14 protein-coding genes and 4 pseudogenes are annotated in these 22,384 nt (G+C 44.8%); 10 read left to right on the forward strand and 8 right to left on the reverse strand.

The annotated features are described in order from the left end of the window. Window position 1: 1 nt before the first annotated feature. Window positions 2–1,201 (reverse strand): hypothetical protein, encoded by a 1,200-nt coding sequence (locus KW548_12585; GenBank protein QXX05970.1) that lies wholly within the window; start codon window positions 1,199–1,201, stop codon window positions 2–4. A gap of 197 nt (window positions 1,202–1,398) precedes the next feature. Here KW548_12585 and KW548_12590 point away from each other — a divergent pair, with 197 nt between their 5' ends. From KW548_12590 to KW548_12600, 3 genes are all read left to right on the forward strand, one after another. Next, window positions 1,399–1,695 (forward strand): hypothetical protein, encoded by a 297-nt coding sequence (locus KW548_12590; GenBank protein ID QXX08067.1) that lies wholly within the window; start codon window positions 1,399–1,401, stop codon window positions 1,693–1,695. Between the two features lie 67 nt (window positions 1,696–1,762). Next, window positions 1,763–2,362 carry a thiol:disulfide interchange protein DsbA/DsbL gene (locus tag KW548_12595; protein QXX05971.1) on the forward strand — a complete coding sequence of 200 codons (600 nt, stop codon included), beginning with the start codon at window positions 1,763–1,765 and terminating at the stop codon, window positions 2,360–2,362. Between the two features lie 506 nt (window positions 2,363–2,868). Further along, entirely contained in the window at window positions 2,869–3,555 is a 687-nt protein-coding gene (locus KW548_12600) for a DNA-3-methyladenine glycosylase I (protein ID QXX05972.1), read from the forward strand. A 1-nt stretch (window position 3,556) separates the two neighbouring features. On the opposite strand, the gene KW548_12605 is transcribed toward KW548_12600, so the two are convergent. Beyond that, a complete protein-coding gene (locus KW548_12605; protein QXX05973.1) occupies window positions 3,557–4,015 on the reverse strand; it encodes a MarR family transcriptional regulator in 459 nt (152 codons plus the stop codon). A 119-nt stretch (window positions 4,016–4,134) separates the two neighbouring features. Between KW548_12605 and KW548_12610 the strand changes: the two genes are divergently transcribed. Then, window positions 4,135–4,557: an organic hydroperoxide resistance protein gene (locus tag KW548_12610; protein QXX05974.1), complete on the forward strand. Its 423-nt coding sequence runs from the start codon at window positions 4,135–4,137 to the stop codon at window positions 4,555–4,557. A 65-nt stretch (window positions 4,558–4,622) separates the two neighbouring features. Here KW548_12610 and metE read toward each other — a convergent pair whose 3' ends face one another. After that, window positions 4,623–6,902, reverse strand: a complete 2,280-nt coding sequence (metE, locus tag KW548_12615; protein ID QXX05975.1) for a 5-methyltetrahydropteroyltriglutamate--homocysteine S-methyltransferase — start codon at window positions 6,900–6,902, stop codon at window positions 4,623–4,625. Window positions 6,903–7,177: 275 nt separating this feature from the next. Here metE and metR point away from each other — a divergent pair. Continuing rightward, window positions 7,178–8,088 (forward strand): annotated as a pseudogene (metR, locus tag KW548_12620) (HTH-type transcriptional regulator MetR). Between the two features lie 31 nt (window positions 8,089–8,119). On the opposite strand, the gene KW548_12625 reads toward metR, so the two are convergent. The 3 genes and pseudogenes from KW548_12625 to KW548_12635 form a co-directional block, all read right to left on the reverse strand. Next, window positions 8,120–8,320, reverse strand: coding sequence for a DUF4250 domain-containing protein (locus tag KW548_12625; GenBank protein QXX05976.1), 201 nt, complete (start codon window positions 8,318–8,320; stop codon window positions 8,120–8,122). A gap of 70 nt (window positions 8,321–8,390) precedes the next feature. Then, window positions 8,391–9,072: pseudogene (locus KW548_12630) on the reverse strand (hypothetical protein). A gap of 284 nt (window positions 9,073–9,356) precedes the next feature. Then, a pseudogene (locus KW548_12635) lies at window positions 9,357–11,831 on the reverse strand (EAL domain-containing protein). 212 nt (window positions 11,832–12,043) lie between these two features. Here KW548_12635 and KW548_12640 point away from each other — a divergent pair. Together KW548_12640 and KW548_12645 are read left to right on the forward strand one after the other, a co-directional pair. Then, window positions 12,044–14,324: pseudogene (locus tag KW548_12640) on the forward strand (YgiQ family radical SAM protein). A 167-nt stretch (window positions 14,325–14,491) separates the two neighbouring features. Further along, on the forward strand, window positions 14,492–16,504 hold the full coding sequence (locus KW548_12645) for a methyl-accepting chemotaxis protein (GenBank protein QXX05977.1): 2,013 nt from the start codon (window positions 14,492–14,494) through the stop codon (window positions 16,502–16,504). 53 nt (window positions 16,505–16,557) lie between these two features. On the opposite strand, the gene serC is transcribed toward KW548_12645, so the two are convergent. Together serC and KW548_12655 are read right to left on the reverse strand one after the other, a co-directional pair. Beyond that, the gene (gene serC, locus KW548_12650) at window positions 16,558–17,640 is read right to left on the reverse strand and encodes a 3-phosphoserine/phosphohydroxythreonine transaminase (protein QXX05978.1); all 1,083 of its coding nucleotides are present in this window, start codon (window positions 17,638–17,640) and stop codon (window positions 16,558–16,560) included. 124 nt (window positions 17,641–17,764) lie between these two features. Beyond that, the gene (locus tag KW548_12655) at window positions 17,765–19,033 is read right to left on the reverse strand and encodes a DUF945 family protein (protein ID QXX05979.1); all 1,269 of its coding nucleotides are present in this window, start codon (window positions 19,031–19,033) and stop codon (window positions 17,765–17,767) included. Between the two features lie 179 nt (window positions 19,034–19,212). On the opposite strand from KW548_12655, the gene KW548_12660 reads away from it, so the two are divergent. The 3 genes from KW548_12660 to KW548_12670 all read left to right on the forward strand — a co-directional run bounded on the left by KW548_12660 (window position 19,213) and on the right by KW548_12670 (window position 22,384). Beyond that, window positions 19,213–21,150, forward strand: a complete 1,938-nt coding sequence (locus KW548_12660; protein ID QXX05980.1) for a cyclic nucleotide-binding domain-containing protein — start codon at window positions 19,213–19,215, stop codon at window positions 21,148–21,150. Between the two features lie 9 nt (window positions 21,151–21,159). Further along, window positions 21,160–21,657 (forward strand): response regulator, encoded by a 498-nt coding sequence (locus KW548_12665; GenBank protein ID QXX05981.1) that lies wholly within the window; start codon window positions 21,160–21,162, stop codon window positions 21,655–21,657. 172 nt (window positions 21,658–21,829) lie between these two features. Further along, a complete protein-coding gene (locus tag KW548_12670; protein QXX05982.1) occupies window positions 21,830–22,384 on the forward strand; it encodes a hypothetical protein in 555 nt (184 codons plus the stop codon).

Here is a 22,384-nt window from a genome sequence, read left to right on the forward strand (position 1 = left end):
CTCACAGATAACGATGACTGATCGCTGTCCATTGCTTATCACCTATTTTCTCAGTTACTGCATTAACAAACTTTATAGATAAGCTTCCATCAGTTTCAAAGTTCAATTGACTCAACAAGCTGTCTAGACTTGAGCCTGTGCGATTCAAGGCTGCATCCAGTTCATACCAAAACGCAGAGCCTTTAAAGTAAAACATCGGATAGTATTGCCCCGCTCCCTGTTCACTGAAGAGACGGTTTGCTTCAATAAGCCCTGTGCCCGAGAAAGGGAAATTTTGAGCAAAGCCATGCCAGAAATGAATCGGGTCATCCGCAGCATAAGGCGTAGTTTGCAGTGATTTTATCGCGTAGTACTCGGCAAGACTTTCCGCTACCCAAGTCGGCCTGCTGGCTGTATCTAACACATGGACTGACTCATGCGCAGCAATCTTAAGAAGCATCTTTAATGAAACTGGTGTGAGTTTTCCTTGCTCTAACCAGGCATTAATCAAAATCATGTTCTGGCCGGCGGCTCCACTTAAGCTCCCTGACGAACGGTCCTTTTTGAAAAAGGCCATCTGCCAGTCTCGTCGCTGTGTATTCGAGAATACGCTGTTCAAGTAACGTAGTGACGTTTCCAATACCGGTTTCCATTGCTCTACTTGCTTCATCACTTGAGGGGCATCGCTGAAAACGGTCACTTTTTTGTCATTGATGTTTAGTTCTGTACTTTCCATTCCCCAAACAACAAACATGGGAGGCGCTGATAACTCAGGCATCTCCTGGCAATTTTGCTCCGGAGTGCAAACGCGAATATTACGACTCCCTTTGACACGTGGCAGAGAATTCCACTCACTAATGAAATACCAACCCTTATCAACGCTTCGACTATCAATTTGTTGTGAGATATCCATACCGTGATCAGGTGTGTGTTCCATTTTCAAAGACCATTCAATCTGCTGGCATTTCTGAGAATGCAAACCATCTAGAGCCGTGATAGTGCCCGAAGCGGTTTGGCAGGATATTACTGGCTGGTCACTATGGGTTAAGGTGCGTGCAGGTGATACTTTTACTTGCTCTAAGCCACTTGTATCTACATTGACGATGACTTTGTCTGCATCGTCAGGGTCAATCGACAATTGATAGGTGAGAGAGGGATTAGCAAATACGCCGCTAGAGACAAACAAAGTGCCAAAGAGCAAAACATCTTTAAAACTAGACATAAATTTATAGAGTTAGCAAACTTGTTTGGTAGGACATCCGCCACACAAATAAAGTTCGACCAACAAAACGAAAAACTGAATATTTATCATCACTGGCAAATCAGTTAAGCTAACTTCAATTTCATTTTGGGTTGATTGCCTTGTTACAAAATCGTTCATTAGCTATTGTTTTTCTTCTCACTTTTGCACTATTTTTTATGGGTGTAGCGGTCGGCGTACCAGCTGGTGAAAAAGCAACGATAGCGTTGACTCACAGCACAATAACTCTCGACAGCCTCTCTCAGGTTCATCCAATAGAATGCCCAAAGTCCAATCACAGTGAGGGTAAGGCATCGCATCACTGCTGTGCCTCAGTTTGCCTGCTGAAAGTACCTTATATCTCCGGACTGATCTTTGCAGATGCAATCCCTACTTCACTGGCACTTATCAATCAAGATAAGGCCGAAAAAGCAGTGGCTCGTATTCAGGCTCTGTTCCGCCCTCCTATTGCGTAATTCTTAATGTTCACGTTCACTCCGGTTATTTACCGGCAAACAACTGTATTTATTAGGAATTTATTCAATGAAAAAACTATTCGCCCTATTTGCCACCTTGATATTTTCACTCGCCGCTAACGCCGCTAAGTTCGAAGAAGGAACACATTACAAAGTGCTCGAAACGGATAAATCGAAAACGCCGAAAGTCACTGAGTTTTTCTCTTTCTACTGCCCACATTGTTATAACTTTGAACCTGCGATCGGTCGCCTTAAAGCATCGCTTCCAGAAGGCGCAAAGTTCGAGAAAGTGCACGTTGCTTTTATGGGGGGTGGCATGGCGATACCAATGGCCAAATCCTACGCGACCATGGTAGCACTGGATGTCGAAAAGAGCTTGGTACCGGCTATGTTTAAGCAAATTCACGAGCGTCGCAGCGCACCTAAAGATGAAAACGCACTTCGCCAAATTTTTATCGATAATGGCGTTGATGCCAAAAAGTTTGACTCAACGTACAACAGCTTTGTGGTGAACTCGATGCAAAAGCGTTTCGACAAGCAATTTAAGCAAAGTACGCTGACTGGTGTACCAGGCGTGTTAGTAAATGATAAATACATCGTTAACGCCGATAAAATTGGCTCTTTTGAAGAGTACAATGAGCTGGTCAATTACCTGTTGACGCTGTAACAACAAAGGCCAGAGCTGTTGCTCTGGCCTTTTACTATTCTGAGATTACCTGTTTAAAAGCCATCCCCCTTGTTCCGCTGCCTCGACTTGTCGCTGTGGCATTTCATACACTGCCACACTGAACGGGTTGCTTTAGGTTGCCAGCCAAAGGATAAATCGAACGTCTGCGCCCCTTCACTTCCCAACATCGTGAACCCATACTCTTCGGCTGTAACCTCACCACTGAAAAGAATTAACGCAGAAGAATCAACAAAGATTGCCATCCTGATCAAGGCGAGCTAGAGCCTGCATCCAGTCGTTGTCGACGATCTAGCTAATGGTCGACTAATAGACTCTCGAACAAGACGTGCCTGATCCCAAACCTATCCATTTGCTGTATAAGAGCAAACGACTCTCTTTGAAAAATCGGATCTTTGCCGATTGCCTCCTTAATAATTGCCGACAAGGTCAATTGAGATAAGGCATAACAGGCTGATATGATAACGAAAAATAAAAGGACACAGCACATGACAGTTGAAAAATTTGAACATATCTATCAACGAGCAGCAGAGCGCAAAGGGGGTGAAGAGCAGCTGGAAGCCTTGCTTTCTAACCCTCTCAGCAAAGCAGAAATCGCGGCCATTCCCAACGATCGCTGGTTATCTGCATTCAGTATGAAGGTATTTCAAAGTGGTATTTCATGGGCTGTGGTTCGAAAAAAATGGCCTAACTTTGAAGAGGTCTTCTTCGGTTTTAAAATCGAACCCCTATTGATGTTGTCTGATGAGCAATGGGATAACAAAGCCGCGGATAAACGCATTATTCGCCATCACGCTAAAGTAAAATCAATACATGCTAACGCACAAATGATTCATGAAGCATCTCTGGAACATGGCTCTTTCGGTAACATGATCGCCGAATGGCCGGGCGAAACCATTACCGAATTGTGGCGTTTCCTGAAGAAGAAAGGGAGTCGACTGGGAGGCAACACCGGCCCATATAGCCTTCGTCAAATGGGTGTCGACACCTTTATTATGTCTGGAGACGTCGAAGCCTACCTAAGAAACTGCAAAATTATTGAAGGTGGCAGAGACACCAAACGCTCTCTGGATGCTGCCAATAAAGCATTCGCCGAATGGCAACAACAAAGTGGGCGCAGCCTGACTCACATCAGCCAAACCATAGCCTTTAGTTCAGGGGATAATCGCGTATAACCTAAACTAGATTATTCAGAACTTTCTCGCACAGTTGCTTAAGCGTAACCAGTTCTTCGACCTCAAGATCAATTCTGCATCGCATTGCGTTGGGCACTGATTTCGCCGACTCCTTGAGCGCCTGGCCAGCATTGGTCAGGTTAAGTACTCTTACACGCTCGTCCTCTTGGCTTCTGCCTCTGGCAACAAACCCTTTCACTTCGAGCCTTTTCAGCAATGGGGTCAATGTGCCTGAATCAAGATGGAGTCTTGTTCCCAAATCTTTTACGCTGGCTCCATCTTTCTCCCAAAGCAACATCATCACCAAGTATTGAGAGTAAGTAAGATCCAATTGTTCAAGCATAGGTCGGTAAGCACGAATGACCGCATTAGCCGCACTGTAAAGTGGAAAACAGAGCTGATTATCCAGCAATAATTTCTCTTCATCCGTCATCTTTTCGACATTTTGGCACTTACTCATTCGACACCTATCAAATAAAAATATTTAAATTGCGCACAATATAGTTGCATTCCAGATAATTTTCGATCTAATATTGCAAGCAATTAAATTGCACGCAACCTAAATAAAAGGAAGATGACATGACAACTCTATACAAAACTTCAGCTAAAGCGCTTGCAGGTCGTAACGGTCAAGTGAAAACTGACGACGGTTTACTTGATCTAGAACTGGCTTACCCTAAAGAAATGGGCGGCAGTGGCGCAGCGACCAACCCAGAGCAACTATTTGCGGCTGGTTATTCTGCCTGTTTTTCAAATGCCATTTTGCACGTTGCTCGCGAAGCGAAAGTGGCGATCAGTCAAGCACCGGTCACTGCAGAAGTGGGTATTGGCCCAAATGATAATGGCGGATTTGCATTGACAGTTAGCCTAGCTGCAGACATTGATTTACCTCAGGAACAGGCTCTGGAATTGACTCGCGTTGCTCATCAGGTGTGTCCATATTCTAATGCCGTTCGCGGTAATATTGATGTTCAAGTAACCGTGAATGGCGAATCTATCTAACTCTATCCAAACACAAAATGCCGATCTATCGATCGGCATTTTTTACATTCGCAGCGTCCCTGTGGCTAAGCAAACTCTTTACGCAGTTTTTTCGCCGCCGACACCATGTTGGCTAGTGACGCTTCCGTTTCAGCCCAATTTCGTGTTTTCAAACCACAATCTGGATTCACCCATAACCTTTTCGCTGGGATCTTCTCTGCTGCTTTGTTGATCAATCCTTCAATCCACTCCTCACTTGGGATGTTAGGCGAGTGAATATCGTAGACACCCGGGCCAATCTCATTCGGGTAATTGAACTCTTCAAACGCTTTAAGGAGCTCCATGTTTGAGCGTGATGTTTCGATAGTAATCACATCTGCATCCAATGCTGCGACTGAGTCGATGATTTCGTTAAACTCTGAATAACACATGTGCGTATGTATCTGGGTTTCTGGTTTTGCGCTGGCTGCAGAAATTTTGAAGGCATCCACTGCCCACTCTAAATATTCTGCGTGATCACGTTTCTTAAGTGGCAAACCTTCACGAATCGCAGGCTCATCAATCTGGATAATATTGATGCCCGCTTCCTGCAGATCAGACACTTCATCACGCAATGCAAGCGCTAGTTGATTGGTGATCTCCTTGCGACTGATGTCTTCACGTGGAAACGTCCAGCAAAGGATGGTGACAGGCCCAGTTAACATACCTTTCATTTGTTTGGATGTCAGCGATTGTGCATAGGTCGACCACTCAACGGTAATGGGCTGCTCGCGTTCAATGTCTGCAACGACAATCGCAGGCTTTACACAGCGAGACCCGTAACTCTGAACCCAGCCAAACTTTGTGGTTTGAAAACCGGCCAAGTTCTCTGCAAAGTACTCAACCATGTCATTTCGCTCAGCTTCACCATGAACCAGCACGTCGAGATCCAATGCTTCCTGCCGCTTCACGGCGTCTTTGATATGCCCTTTTAGGACTTCTACATATTCAGATTCCGACAATCGACCTGTACGGTAAGCGCTTCTCTGAACTCGTATTTCGTCAGTTTGAGGAAATGAACCAATGGTTGTTGTAGGGAAAAGTGGTAAACCTAGCACAGCACTTTGATACTCTGCGCGTTCCTCATAGGGTGCGCTACGCTCTGCCAGCGATTTGGTGATTTGATTTAATCGCTCCTGCACCTGAGGTTTGTTGACATGTGTTGCGGTTTTTCGAGCCTCAATTGGAGCACTATATACAACACATTCTTGAATGGCTTGCTGGTTGCCGTCCAGTGCTTTGCCTAACAAAGCAACTTCATGCACCTTTTGTTTGGCGAATGCGAACCAGCTGCGAACTTCTTCAGACAGCTCTGGTTCAAAATCTAAATCAACCGGACTATGCAGTAATGAACATGAACTCGCGACCCATAACCTGTCACCTAATTGCTGTTTAACAGGCTGCAAAAGCTCAAGCTGTGTACTGAGATCAGCACGCCAAACGTTGCGTCCATTCACCACGCCTGCCGACAATACCCAATTTTGGGGTAAACGAGAGACTACAGTACTCAATTGCTGAGGTGCGGCCGCTAGGTCAATATGCAAACCGTCAACATCGAGTTCAACAATCTTATCTAATGTGTCATCGATGGAATCAAAATACGTTGTCAGTAACACTTTAATGTCACTGCGAATCACTTGATAGGCGGGTTTGAACGAAGATAACCAAGGTTTTTCGAGTTCTAGTGACAAGACGGGCTCATCTATCTGTACCCACTCAACCCCTTGCTTAGACAGCTTTGATAAGATGTTCTGATAAGCCGTAAGAAGGCGCGGTAACAAGGTAAGGCGATCGAATCCTTCATCCACCTCTTTGCCAAGATAAAGATAGCTGATGGGCCCCAGTAGTACAGGTTTCACGTTATGACCTGCTTTTGTTGCTTCATTCACCTCTTCAAACAGCTGCGGCCAACTGACGTCAAAGCTATCGTCTTCACTGAACTCTGGCACAATGTAGTGGTAATTGGTGTTGAACCATTTGGTCATGTCTGATGCCGCAGAGCCATTACAATCGCAATTCACCTGCGACTGCCCACGCCCCACTTTGAACAAGGTATCCAGATCCGGGAAGCCATCACGATGGCGTTTAGGTACATGGCCCAACAATAAAGTCGTGGTAAGAACATGGTCATACCATGCAAAATCACCGGCAGTAACGAAACTCAGCTCTGCATCAGATTGTGTCTGCCAGTTCTTGTTACGGAGCTCAGCGCCAACGGTTTTAAGCTCATCCTGCTCAATTTCACCACGCCAGTATTTCTCCAACGCAAATTTAAGTTCACGCTTTTCACCAATTCTTGGGTATCCCAAAATATGAGTGGTTGTCATAGCCCTAATCCTTCTGGTTTGTAATCGTAGATACATGTGCTGTTCAGACAATGTAAAAGGCGTCTGGATGGCTAAACTATCTCGCCAACGTCGTGACGGAACAAGTTCTAATTATTCAACCTGTTTATTAGATAATTTCATGCTAATTACGCGCTACATGTGAAATCTCCATATTCAAAGGTATACAAATTTTAGACGTCTAGATGTTTACACACCTATTAAATACAGGTAAGTTAGTTCTATTCATCATTTGTGATTAGGGTTGAAGGGAATTCATGATTGAGCTTAAGCATTTGAAAACATTAGTAACGTTGCGAGATACGGGGTCGTTAACCGCCACCGCAACGACGTTACATCTGACTCAGTCAGCCCTGTCTCATCAAATAAAAGATCTCGAAGCCAGAATTGGCGGCCAGCTTTTTTACGCAAAACACGCCCGGTAAGGTTCACCTCTGAAGGTGAAATCCTTCTTAACTTGGCAGATCAAGTACTTCCGCGATTAGCCCGAGCAGAGAATGAACTTGCCAGCCTGAAAGAAGACGTCAATGGACGCCTGCACATGGCAATTGAATGTCACTCATGCTTCCAATGGTTAATGCCAGCGTTGAGGGAGTACCAAGTAGCTTGGCCAAGCGTGACTCTGGACTTCTCATCGGGATTTGGCTTCGAACCTCTGCCTGCGTTGATGAGTGGCGAGTTGGATTTAGTCATTACCTCGGATATCCAACCTAGGTCAGAAGTCCATTACGAACCCTTGTTTGATTTTGAAATGCGCCTTGTCACCGCGACCAATCACCCATTGGCGGCAAACACATCTGTCGAGCCAAGTGATTTGGGAAACGAAACCATGTTGTCTTATCCGGTACAAAAAAACCGACTGGATGTGGTAAAACATTTTCTCCACCCAGCAGGCATTGAACCAGCAAAATGGAAGCAGGCTGACAACACTCTGATGCTAGTCCAAATGGTCTCAGCAGGCTTGGGAGTCGCCGCATTACCAAATTGGGCCATCAGCGAATTCTCTCGTCAGGGGTTAATAACCAGTATTTCGCTTGGTGATGGTTTATGGCGACGCCTTTTCGCCGCGACTCGCAACTCAGACAAAGATAAACGTTACCTTCAGGCGTTTTTTAATACCGCACGACAGCAATCGAAGAGCCATTTAGAAGGGATAAAAACAGTATGAAAAAGGAGGCATTCAGCCTCCTTTTTACATGTTATCTGTCGTAAGATTTAAACTGATTGGTGAGAGGATCATACTGATAACCGAGGACATCGAGCTTGCCAATCACAATTTCGATATCCATTTCGTACATGGTCACAAGCTCCTCAAAACTGTTACATTCTAGTCTCAGCTTTTCGTTAACGATACCAAGCAAGATGACGCTATCTAATCTTCCAATATTACTTAGATCCATAGCTACACTCCTGTGCTGATCACCTAACAAAAGCGTAGCTTCAAATCCTCAAATTTAAAGTGAGCCGCTTCTAAAGAACGAACAAGCCTTGATTAAACGTTGTAGCTGAAACTAGCGTCAGTAATGCTACTGCTAACTGAACTTTGTGCACTGTTTTCGACACAATGATGTGCCAACACCAGATGAGGACTGAAGTAATCAGAAGCGCAAAACCTATCAGTAAAGGCTGAGTCGCCTGAGTTAACGCGACTTCTTCTAGACCAATAGCTTTTAAAAGAATCGCTAGGCTCATCAACATCGCAGAAATCACGCCCGTTACTGGCAAAATACGATGAAAAGCCTGAAGCCTAGTGCGAGCGACCGTAAGAAGCAAATGAGCAAACAGAGCGCCAAGAAGAATGATCTGAACGAATACGTTTAGACCGGCCGCTAAATCAGGCTGCTCACCAATACCGATGGCGACATAAGCCAATGCCAAACCATTAGCAAGGTACATCACCCACAATGGGCCTTGTACCCGAGTTTTTTTTGGTCTGAACTTGCGAGTAAAAATAAGCAATCGCAAACACCACCATCATGGCTTCGATTCTCAATGAAGCGACAGCCAACCACATAATGGCAAGCACAGGGAGAACTTTATGAATACGACCTCGCTGGCCTGGACAAATATCTCCTTTGACTAAAATAAGCGTCAAAATCAACTGAGCACCTAAAAGCATAGGAGGAAACACTGCTAACAATTGCTGAACCATGATGTGAGATATCACTATTGTTTTTAATGGAAGCGGATAATAGCAGACTTGGTTAGAGAAGTGCCACCAGCGATTTTTACTTAGCCGTTAGCAAAACAGCAGAGAAAATCCTGACTGGTGAGGTTTTACCTGCCACTCAATAGCATTTAGCTCAGCTTTAGCTTTGACATACGATTCAATCGAACCATTGGAATTGGGTTCTCCTAACATCAAGACTCACCTAAAAGCACTATATTGTACGATATCATTTATAAATTTAAGTTAATTTATAGCTATTGATAGTATTATTTTTTACTTGTAGCCCCGAGCAAATGTTGAATAATCCGTTCATGTTCAACAATGCCTTTAAATCGTGATTCATCATCAACCAATATCCAAGGCAATGGCGATCTCATCAACAAGTCTTCCACTTCTGTCAATGATGTATGCCAAGACAGCAATGACTTAGGGGGAAGCATCATACGATGGGCTGATTTATACCACATTCCATGTTCTTTATTGGTTTCATGATCACTTCCCATACTCGGTGTCATATGAAGATTCAGCACAGCTCTATCAATGACACCAACACAATGTTGTGACTCAATGACTGGGACAATATTGATGTTCTCATTGCTAAAATAAATGTGTATCAAGGAAAGGGGCTCGCCTGGGTCAATGTGGGGGACTTGTTCCGTCATCAGTTCAGCAATAGTCCCTGCATTGCCTTTTCCCACCTCACTACTTGTTGGTAGCTGGCAATAGTCCTTGGCAACTCTCAACGCTTCAATTGGCAATGGCTTGGAAAAATAATATCCCTGAATGCAATCCACGCCCAAACTTTGCAACGTTGCATATTCATCCCTTGTTTCAACGCCCTCTGCCACTACCTTGAGTTTTAGTTTCTGAGCTAGTTGAATAATGGTGGTCACAACGTGATATTGCCGACTAGCAAGGCGAATACCCTGGACAAAGCTTCGGTCAATCTTCAACACATCAAAGTAGCTTTTGTTGAGATAGTCAAAGGACGCAAATCCTGTACCAAAATCGTCGACTGCGATAGAAACTCCGGCTTGTCGAATCGCGGCGAGCAACTTTTCCTGATAACTGTCCCCATCAAAATAAGCGCTCTCCGTAAACTCAATCGTCAATTTATCGGGAGCAATGCCACTTTGGTCAATCAACTGAGCACTATGTCGAAGTATCTCGGCAATATCTCGTTTTGAATTGAAAGAGCGATTGACAGACAGACCGACATGCTCCCCAAACAGTTGTTGAAGCTCAGGTAACACAGACATGGCTTTTCGGTTAACAACATCATCCAAGCTGACAATCAGATCGAGGTCTTCAACAACATTGATAAGCTCCTGTGTTGAAGCGTTCGCCGCTTCATTGGCAGGAAAACGACACAAGGCCTCAAATTTATCGATTCGACTCTTTTTAATATCGACAATTGGTTGGAAATAGACCTCTATTGTCTCTGCGGATATACTTTGTTCAACCCAATTCTCTAGCCGTTTTTTGCGCTCCACTTGCTCGTGGATCTCGCGATCATAGAACGCAATTCTCTTGCTTTCTCCTGAATGTAGCTCCAACAATCACTGCAAAGCATGAGACAGAAGTTGTTTAGGCGATTTAGCATCTGAGTGCAGTACTGATACCCCTGTGAGACCGAATTTTAGCGCTTGAGCAACCGTTCCCTGAGCATGTTTGAAACTGTGAAAAAAGGCTTTTATCGTCTTCCTGATGGAACGAACATTCTCATTACCCTGCGAGTTTTCGACCTTCAATGTCACCGCAAAGCGTCCATCACCGATATAGCTGGCATAAGGAACCAAAACATTTTCTGCAATATAGCTTGCGAACTGACGTTTAATCTCTTTCTCATTCGCCAACGGAAACTGCGGTTGCAACGCCAGCATTATCAGCAAACCTTCATCTTGGTTATCCCCATACTCTTGCTCTAACTGCTCTAAAAAGCGCTCAGGGGAGGGTAATTGAGTCAGTAAATCAACGCCGCCCGTTTCTCGGTCGTCAATTCGGTGCAGCTGATCAGATAGGTCTGCGCAAAGCCCCAAAAAGTATGACTCTCCATTTCCCGGTTCAATCTTATGAATAGTGAGTTCTTGAGGGAAAACTGAGTTGTCTGCTTTTTTGGTAAGCATAGGACCACTCCAGTGACCATGCCGTTCAATGCTGTGCCAAAGGTCACGGTAGTAATCTGCGCTAAGTTTTTCTGCGTTCAGAATATTCGTTTTTAAGCCTAGAATATCCTCCAACTGGTGGCCTGTAATTCGCTCAAAATGACGATTGCATGCAAGGATTCGGGTTTCTGAATCCGTCACCAACACGCCATGATGTTTGTTCTCAAAAACAGAGTAAAAAATATCCGCTGCCACCATTCTCGATGGAATAACCAAACAAGGTGTTACCGCTCCTTTTAGCAAAAACTCACTCTCTGCTTCTATGGTGAATTCTACGTAAGTGAACAAGCTATTGGGAGTCAGCAAACAGCAGTGGAATGAATGTGTTTTGTCGGAAGACAAGGCTGATTTAAACATAGTGCGAGCCATCCGACGCTGAGTCGTCGGTAGCAGTTTAAGCAACTCCTTGGCTGAAATGGTGAGCTTTTGACAGCCAAAAAGCTGTTTCATCGCTTCAGGCTCACAGCTAAACTCTTGAGTAACAAGGTCTAACTGCCAAGTGTAGGTCCGGTATTTTCGCTGACGACTGGCAGAGACACACTCTTTTACAGCGATATCGGAATCTATGCCATGCATAAGCACCCACCTCAAGTTTAATATTCATCACCACCCTATAATATTAGTCCCATATGACGGCGTAATCCGTTATATAGCTAACACAACTAAAAACAATCTGATGCATAACTAATAGGACGTCCATTAGGCATAAAAAACCTAGGGATATGTAGAGGTAGATAGTCCGCTCTCAAGCCGCTATAATTCGCGCTCCCTGGAACAGAGAACAAAATATGTACAGCAATATCACCCCTATTCATGAGCACAAAAAATACTGGGCAGAATGCTTTGGTAATGCCCCATTCCTACCGACAAGTCGAAAGGAAATGGATGCCCTAGGATGGGACAGCTGTGACATTATTATCGTCACTGGCGATGCGTACGTCGATCACCCAAGTTTTGGTATGGCGATCATCGGTCGCCTGCTTGAAGCTCAAGGGTTTCGTGTGGGGATCATTGCGCAGCCTGAGTGGCACAATAAAGAGGCTTTCACTCAGTTAGGTCGACCCAATCTGTTCTTCGGCATCACCGCTGGCAACATGGACTCAATGATCAACCGCTATACCGCTGATCGTAAGCTGCGTCATGATGATGCGTACACACCTAACAATGAAGGCGGTAAACGTCCTGATCGGGCCACATTGGTCTATTCACAGCGCTGTCGTGAAGCCTATAAAGGTGTTCCGCTTGTGCTAGGTGGTATCGAAGCTAGCTTACGTCGCTTAGCTCACTACGATTACTGGTCAGATAAAGTTCGTCGCTCTATTTTGTTTGATGCAAAAGCAGATATCCTACTATTTGGTAACGCAGAGCGCGCACTGGTTGAAGTTGCTCACCGACTGGCTGATGGCGAAGAAATTGGTACAATGACTAACATTCGCGGTACCGTTGTCAGCCTGCCAGCAGAGCCAGAAGGCTACAAAATTATTGACTCTTCACGTATTGAAAAACCGCGTAAAGAAGCTTTTATCCCACCAAACCCATATGCAGTAGAAGAGCAGTGTGACACCAAGGCGAAAACTGAAGAGCCTGAAGCGAAACCTATCGCTATTCGCCCTTCTCGTCATGATGCTGCAACAACTGCGGTTCGTATCCCGCATTTTGAAAAGCTGAATAATGACCGAATTCTCTATGCTCATGCCAGCCGTATTATGCACCTTGAGACTAACCCCTATTCTGGGCGCGCATTAATTCAACGTCACGGTGATCGAGAACTTTGGGTTAACCAAGCTCCGATTCCTCTCTCAACGGAAGAGATGGATTACGTTTTCGGCCTGCCTTACGCACGTGTACCACACCCGAAATATGGTAAAGCAAAGATTCCTGCTTACGATATGATCAAAACCTCCGTGAACATTATGCGTGGCTGTTTTGGTGGCTGTTCTTTCTGTTCTATTACTGAGCACGAAGGTCGTATCATCCAAAACCGTTCTCAAGAGTCGATCATTAACGAGCTTGAAGAGATCCGAGACAAAGTACCTGGCTTCACTGGTACCATTTCCGATCTTGGTGGTCCAACTGCAAACATGTACCGACTCGGTTGTAGCGATCCGAAAGCGGAAGCAAACTGTCGCCGTCCATCATGTGTTTTTCCGGGGATCTGTAACAAGCTGAACACCGACCATAAGCACACTATCGATTTGTATCGCGCAGCACGTAAAGTGGAAGGTGTGAAAAAAAGTGATGATAGCTTCTGGCGTTCGTTACGATTTGGCCATCGAATCACCTGAATACGTTAAAGAGTTAGTGACTCACCATGTTGGCGGTTATCTGAAGATTGCACCAGAGCATACAGAAAAAGGTCCACTGAACCTAATGATGAAGCCTGGCATGGGCACTTACGATCGTTTCAAAGAAATGTTTGAAAAGTACAGTGCGGAAGCAGGTAAGAAGCAGTATCTGATCCCTTACTTCATCTCCGCGCACCCGGGCACCGAAGATGAAGACATGCTGAACTTAGCGCTATGGCTCAAGAACAACGACTTCGAGTGTGATCAGGTTCAAAACTTCTACCCATCACCAATGTGTAACGCCACATCGATGTACTACTCGGAAACCAATCCGCTCAAGCGTGTTAAATACAAACAACGTGAAGAAGTGCCAGTAGCGAAAGGAGAGCGCCAGCGCCGCTTGCATAAAGCCCTACTGCGTTACCATGATCCAGCTAATTGGCCTTTGATTCGCGAGGCGCTCATCAGCATGGGCAAAAAACACTTAATTGGTGACAAACAGAGCTGTCTGGTACCAGCAGAAGACAGTGAAGCCCAGACTCCCGCTCAGCGCAGAAAGTCTGGTCGTCATGGCTCAAACCGTTTCGCGACTAAACACACAAAAAGTCAGCCAGGATTTGAAAAGATGAACGGCTCTGGCCAGAAAAAGCCAAGCAATAGCCGCAACTCAGGCAATAGTGGCAAGCCAACCGGTGGGAGAATTGGTAAGCCGGGTGGCCAAGGAAATAACAAGCCACCAGCAGGTGGAAAACCGGCATCAGGTCGTAAACCGAAACGCCGATAACCGATAGGTTCTCAAGTCTTTTGAAATCGCAGCTCAAGCTGCGATTTTTGTTTCTCTGTATAACCTTTAACTCACCCTCTAAAGATAAATCTATTAATTATTTGCGCCTTGGTTCATAGGCTCCATACTTAGTTCATTGAAATCCAACTCCCGATGGAGAGATCGAGATGAATGTTCGTCTGTCCCATGCCCTTTATATGGGCTTCTCTATAATCATCATCACCACTCTGATTTTAGCTTTCATCGTTTGGTCTCTTGTTAACAAATCTGCCACCGTTTCACAGGAAATAGAGTCTGATGACGTACCCGGCGTGTTGGCCTATTTCAACGTACTGGATGCCATTGGGAACCTACAAACTAACGCTCTGGAATATCTAAATGGCGATGCAGGACAACGCAATGCTTTTGAAGCGAATGCTAATGAATTCCAGAAACACTATTCGCAATTGCGCTCTCTAGAATCAGCCAAAGCGTCTGATATAAATAAAATGGATCGCATCATAGGCTTAGCGAATCAATACATAGACCAAGTCAATCAAGACGTTTTCACTAAATACAACCCTGCCGATGAACAACAAGCGATCCAGAAAATAAACCGACTGACTAAAGACGTCGGTGCTCCATTAGAAGAGCTACTCGATAAGTTGGCAGATAAACGTTTTACCGAAGCTTACAAAAGCACCAACCTAAGCCGTTCTCTCAATCAGGATTTGCCCAGTATCCGTTATTATCTTGAGCTTGTTGACGAAGCTGGCGATATGATCGCTACGCTCAATGCCTATATTATGGGTGATCCAACCGCCCGTGAAACATTTAATAACGATGCCGGTGCCTTTGCCGATTATCTAGATAAGCTTCGTCCTTTAGAGCCAGATCCTCAAGCGTCCAGTCAAATCGATGAGGTGGAGCAGTATTACTACGATATTATCCGTATCGCACAAGAAGTGTTTGATGGCTATGATCCTTCAGGAAAACAATCAGCAAACGCATTGGTGGGTCAACTAAAACAATCCATTATTTTGCCGCTTGAAACCTTGCTAAATACATCCGCCACCGAAGAAACCAGCGACTCGATTGCAGCGCTAGCAGAATTGAATGACAACATGTCGACCATCATCCTATGGCTAACCGTAAACGTCATAGTGGTGTTGGTGGTCAGCGTTGTCGTAGCTTGGGGCCTATCGAACATGATCCGTCAAAGACTGGAAGTGATTGCTGCAAAAGCAAAATCCATCGCCGATGGTGATCTATCAGAGCCGCCAATCAACGAAACCAATAAAGACGAATTGGGCGAACTTGCGCGAGCCATTGACGCTATGCAGCAATCGCTTAGAAGTGTGTTATCTAACATCACGAGTGTTGCCTCCGAAGTTGCCAGTAACACACAAATGGTCGAGGACACGAGTAAACTTGTCGCTTCTGGTATTGAAGAACAAGCAGACAAAGCCACACTGATCGCTAGCGCCGTTGAAGAGATGACTGTCACTGTCAATCGGGTCGCTGATCAAAGTACTGACGCGGCTGAAAGTTCGCGTCAAGCTGGCGAAGAAGCGACCAACGGTGGTAGGTTGATGCAAGAGACCGTAACTGGCATGAATAGGATCGCCGAAGTTGTTAACGAAACGGCGGAAACGGTCGACAGTTTAGGTAAACGCGGAGAAGAGATCGGTAACGTAATCAAAGTCATCAATGACATCGCCGAACAAACCAACTTGCTCGCGCTCAATGCAGCCATTGAAGCGGCACGAGCTGGTGAACTTGGTCGAGGATTTGCCGTCGTTGCTGATGAGGTTCGAAGTTTAGCGGAGAGAACCTCAAAAGCGACAGAAGAAGTTGGCGGTTTGATCAGCTCAATTCAAAATGAAACTCGTCAAGCTGTTGAGCGCATGAGTGAAGGAACTCACTTGGTCGCAGAAGGCGTGACCCAGTCTAATTCTGCCGGTGATGCCCTGACGCAAATTGTGTCACGTGCTCAAGACGTCAACAAGATGATCGATATGATCGCGACAGCAGGTAACGAACAAGCCACTGCTGCACAGGAAATGTCACGTGATATCAATACGATAAGCCAAATTGCCGACAACTCAGTACGTACCACTCAAGATGGCGCTCAGGCAGTTAGCCAACTTTATCGAAAAGTAGAAGAGTTGGAGCAAGTTGTCGCACGGTTCAGGCTTTAGAAAATATAAAAGCTTAGCCTCACTGGCTAAGCCTTTTACTTTCTATCTCCGGATTACGCGTTTGACGCTTCAAATTCCTTCATAAATTCAACCAGAGCTTTTACACCTTCTACAGGCATTGCATTGTAAATGGAAGCACGCATACCACCAACAGCGCGATGGCCTTTCAACGACACCAGCCCTTGTTGCTCTGCCTGCTCGATGAACAACGCATCTAACTCTGGCTTAGCCAACTGAAAAGGTACGTTCATACGTGAACGGTTCTGTTGATGTACATTGTTCTCATAAAAATCAGAGCTATCGATGTAGTCGTAAAGCATCGCTGCTTTCTCGCGATTAACCTGCTCGATAGAGGCAACCCCGCCTTGATCTTTCAACCACTTGAACACCAAGCCTGACAAGTACCATGCGAAAGTCGGGGGCGTGTTGAACATAGAGTCTTTTTCTGCCAAAGTTTTGTAATTTATAAAACTTGGTAGAAGCTCATGTGCAAGATCGAGCAAGTCATCACGGACGATGGCGATACAAATCCCAGCTGGACCAATGTTCTTTTGCGCACCGGCGTAAATAACGCCATATTGAGAAACGTCTATCTCTCGTGAAAGGATGTTGGAAGACATATCTGCGACGATGGGTTTGTCAGTCTTTGGCAAGTCGGAGATTTCAACACCATCGATGGTTTCGTTTGGGCAAAAATGTACATAAGCCGCTTGAGGGTCAATCTTCCAATCCGACGTGTCTGCGACCGCTAATTGGCCATCTTTTGTGATTTTTGCACTGAAAACATCTACTTCGCAATATTTTCGGGCTTCTTTGATTGCGCTCTCAGCCCAATAGCCTGCGTCGATATATGTTGCTTTTGTCGCTTGGCCTAACAGGTTCAGAGGAACAGCCGCAAATTGAGCACGTGCCCCACCCTGACAAAACAAAACCTTATAGTTATCTGGAATATTGAGCAACTCACGAAGATCTTGTTCAGCCTCTTCCGCTACCTTGATGAATTCTTTGCTTCTATGGCTAATTTCCATCACGGATGTACCTAGCCCATTCCACTCAATGAATTCAGCCTGTGCTTTTTCCATTACAGCTCTAGGCAGACCTGCAGGCCCTGCACTAAAGTTATAAACATTGTCCATTTCGAGTTTCCTTGCTCACACTTCAATAGAGATTGACAGGATTAATAACACGTTTTCGTACGTATAAAAAGCAACAAAAGAGGTCTTAAGACCTCTTTTTCATGTCAGTGTTAGAAAAACTCACTTATGGTTGCATCATTGCAGGAAGCAAGATTGCCATCAAGGGAATCTTCTGACCATTTTCAAAGACCAGATTGCCATCTTTTAATTCGGCACGAATTTGATAGCCTTTGTCATCTTGGCTAATAAACTCCATCGCCATTGCTTCATCGATACCTTGTTTGATAAACGGGTACTGTTCAACTAAGCCGTTAGAAAAAAAGGTGTCAAGGTTACCCGTCAATGCAGGTAGAATCATAGCTGGATTTTGTGTGACGTTGCTGGTTCCTTCTGGCACGGTAATTTTCCATGTACTCTCAAATTGACCATTCTCATCCAAAGTGACCGCCATCTTGTTCATTGAAAGATAGAAACCTTTCGAAAACAATGTCTCAACATCAGGAATCGCAGCTTGGACGTCAGCCGCCGTCAGAACTGGGTTGTTCTGATACATATTCACCAACTGTTCAAAAGAGTGACTGTCTAAATCACCAAATTCTAGATCCACAATGAGATTGTCTGCTTCACCTTCCGGCATAAGTAGTTTACTCGCACTCACAACATGCTGACTATTCACACGTTTTGAAGCATCATCAAGAGAAGAAGAAAATTTGTACTGTCCGCTTTTCATTGTAAAAAGTGGGGTTTGACCTGAATCGAATACTGACATATCTGCAATATTGATTTCCTGCTCCCCCAGCCAGAAGCTGTTTTGCTTCCTTCCCTGACCTGAGCCAGTCATATTGGAAAGCAGCATCTTCTCGCCAGTATTAAAATCAATCTCAACTGAGGGAATATTAAGGTCATAGCTTACTTCACCAAGCACAGTAACGTGGCCTTTCAATGTAGAAGGCGTAACAGACACCATTGCGCCGCCATCACCTTCCATCGATTGATGCCAATTATCCATCGCTAGTGTGTAGTCAGTATTTCCGTTTAACTGAGTTATCGTTGTTAATGTTAGAGGGAAAGTTTCGACATTGTCTAAGGTCGACGTCGCTTTCAGACTAATCAATCCATGACTGACATGACTGTTGACCAAAAATTCAGCAGGCAGACCGTCAATTTCAAGTTGGCTAGCAAGTTCGGGGTCCGCAACGGTGTATCGAGTTTGCACCTCAGATGAAAGGTAACCACGTTCGTAGGAAACGATTTCAGCTTTCAAAGAGCCACTATTAAGATGGGCAATACCATCACTAATAACGTGATGCCCAATTTGGCCAACAGCCAACGGCCAACAAAAAGCCAGAGAGATGGCGCCACCAATAGCGCCGTATTTTTTCAACTGATGCATGTATTTATCTTCACTTAGGTATTTATTGCAGTTTACACCAAAAAACATTGAGTTAAATCAGACTATTGGCTTTATTAACAAATCATAGGGGAATCTAAAACCTGTGTCTCAGTCAATCTGACAATTCCTTGTTAGAGTGAAATCAGATCAGTGGGTTAAGAAAGAGGCAAACGGAAATCGTGAATCATTACGCCTTACTTTGTTTAGACAACAATCCTATCAGCATAGAGCAACTACGACGAGAGCTCGGTCAATTTTCTGCTAGGTTCGATGTTCATACCGCTGACACACTTCAAGATGCTCATGCGGTGCTTGATTATTGCCAAGAGAGCCAACAACCCGTGGCACTCGTTCTCGCTAGCCATCATGAAAACTTTAACGGCGCCGATTTCTTGGTTCAGCTCGATAAAAACCCTCACACAAAAAGCGCTCGTAAAATCTTACTCAGTTGCGGACAAGACATCCAAGCAATCCTGTCCGCTGTCAATGAAGGGCGGCTCGATCATTGTTTGACCAAACCACTGCAAGATAACTTGGTGTATACCACTGTTAAAAAAGAACTGACGACATTCGTTCTAGAAAACGACAAAGACAATCTGCTCGCCTACAGTGAGACCCTCGACCAGCAGCGCTTGCTTCGATCACATATTGAACTACAGATGCGCAGCTATCGAGAAGGTTTCATCACAGACCAACACACCTTGTCAGACCAAGATTTGGCAGAACAAGTTATCTCTGCTCTTTATGAGTTTTTTTTAGATACTGATGATACTTGTGCATGTAGGACATACTCGTCACAACACTTGCTCACCGAAGAAGGCGAAGAAAATCGATTCCTTTGGTTCATCACTCAAGGCGAAGTCGCTCTGTATAAGAAAGATGACCAGGGTGTACAACGGGAAGTCGTTCGTCATACAAAAGGTAATCTAGTTGGCGGGATGTCATTTGTGACAGGCGAGCCCTCTTTTTCTACTGCCATCACGTTGAAAAAGACCGAAGTTATTAAACTCGATAGAGATGTGTTCGCAAAAGTCATGCATTCAAATACGGCATTGCTGCCACTCTTTACCAACCTTCTTTTGCGACATTTTAATCGCCGCTTGCAACGTAGTATCAATACAAAGCTTGAACTGCAGAAAACCCTTGAGTCACTTAAATCCGCGCATCAGCAATTGCTCGAAAGGGAAAAGATGGCCATGCTAGGCCAACTAGTGGCGGGGGTTGCCCATGAGCTCAATAACCCGATAGCGGCTATTTTGCGCGGTACGGAGACCATGACGACTACCATTAAAACGCTAGTCGACGACAATAAGTACCAACCGTTGACTGAGTTAGGAGCCAAGATTTTCTCAGATTCGCTCACATCGAAGCCAAGGTCGACTTCAGAAGAACGTCAATTGGCAAGAAGCATTGAATCTCAGGTTGGAGACCGGCGTATTGCTAAAAAACTCGTGAAGCTTGGGTTAGAAGAGAACCAAAGATGGCTAACCCATCTTAGTCACACCCCGACAAAAGCGCTTGAAGAGCTGGCGGCTCTCGAAAAATATTACTTAGCAGGCGCTACGTTACGATCTATCAATGTTTGTGCCCTGCGTATTGCTGATATGGTCAAAAGTCTAAAAGGTTACGCACGCCCCGACGATGAAACCTTTCGTTTATCCGATATCCATGAAGGTATCGAAGATACTCTCGTGATCTTCGAGAACAAATTAAAGATGCATAGGGTAGAAAAAGAGTATTGTGAAATACCACCAATACTCTGTATGCCTACAGCCCTCCAGCAAGTCTGGACTAACCTGATTTCCAACGCTATTGATGCACTACCAGACAAGGGGAAGCTACAAATCCGCTCGGAAACTCGATGCTTGCACGGAAAAAAATGGTTGGTGGTCTCATTTCAAGACAATGGGATAGGCATACCAAAACACCTACAGCGTCAAATTTTTACCCTCAATTTTACCACCAAAAAGGAAGGGAACTTCGGATTAGGTATCGGTTTATCGATTAGCGAGCAAATAGTGCACCACCACGGAGGCCGAATTGACGTTCAGTCTCAAGCAGGAAAGTATACGCGGATGTCCGTTTGGTTACCCTTTAAAACGCAGCAATCATCATGAGGAAAAAACATGACTAAATATCTAATCTTATGTGTCGATGATGAGCGAGAAGTACTAGATAGCGTTATTCAAGACCTTCACTGCTTTGAAGAGCACTTCATACTCGAAGCCGCAGAATCGGTTAGCGAAGCAAAATCAATTATCGAAGAAATAGAGCAAGAAGGCGGACAGCTCGCACTCATTCTTTGTGACCACGTCATGCCAGAACAAACCGGTATCAGCTTTTTGATCGAGCTGAACGATAGCCCTTCAACTCAACCAGCTCGAAAGGTGTTATTAACTGGCCAAGCTGGATTGGAAGATACGGTAGAAGCTGTGAATCACTCTAGCCTCCACTTTTACATAGCCAAACCTTGGCAAGGAGAGAGCTTACGTGATGTCATCAAAAAGCAGCTTACCCTGTACATGGTAGAGAACAACGCTGATTTAATGCCTTGGGCCGCCATTCTCGATACAGAAAAAATCTTAGATGCTGTCGCAAAAAACCGAGTCAATTTTGGAGAATAGATCACTAAATCATGTGTATTTTGGCATATTGATTGCTTAAATATGTAAATAGCGACAAAACAATGGCATTTTTGGTAGTGTAGGACGACGGCAATGCATTATGATATCCCAATATGGCAGCGCTCCGTCGCACCTAACCAAGGAAATTAACAACAATAGGTTTTTCTTTCGTATGCGTAAAACAATCTTAGCTGCAGCACTAGTGCTAGCATCTGGTCAAACTTTTGCAGAGACCGACCCAAACAGCCCAACCGTAATGAGTAACTTCAGCTACGATTACTTAGAAGCTCGTATTGGTGCAAGTCCTGTAACCTTTGGCGCAGCTGTAAGCAAATCTATCCACCCTAACGCTCACGTTATTGGTCGAGTTGACTCAGAGTTCGAAGGTGACTACGACACAGCAGCTGGTTTTGGCTTCCATGCCCCAATTAACAACTGGGCTGACTTCACAGGTGAAATGTTGTTCCGCCTAGTTGATTTTGGTGGTAAAGATGGCAAAGGAACCGATACAGGTATGGAACTCAACCTTGGTGTACGTCAATGGTTAGGTCCACAGCTCGAAGTAGGTGGTAAAGCCGGTTATGTCTCTATTGAAGACAATGATGATTGGATTGGTTCAGCGTATGTTCGTTTCCATTCAACTGAGCTCTTTTCTATTGGTGGTGAAGCACGCATCAATGACTTCTATGGTGATCAGTTAATGTTCACTACTCGCTTTAAGTTCTAA

The sequence above is a fragment of the Vibrio neptunius genome, from assembly GCA_019339365.1.
GTDB lineage: Bacteria > Pseudomonadota > Gammaproteobacteria > Enterobacterales > Vibrionaceae > Vibrio > Vibrio neptunius.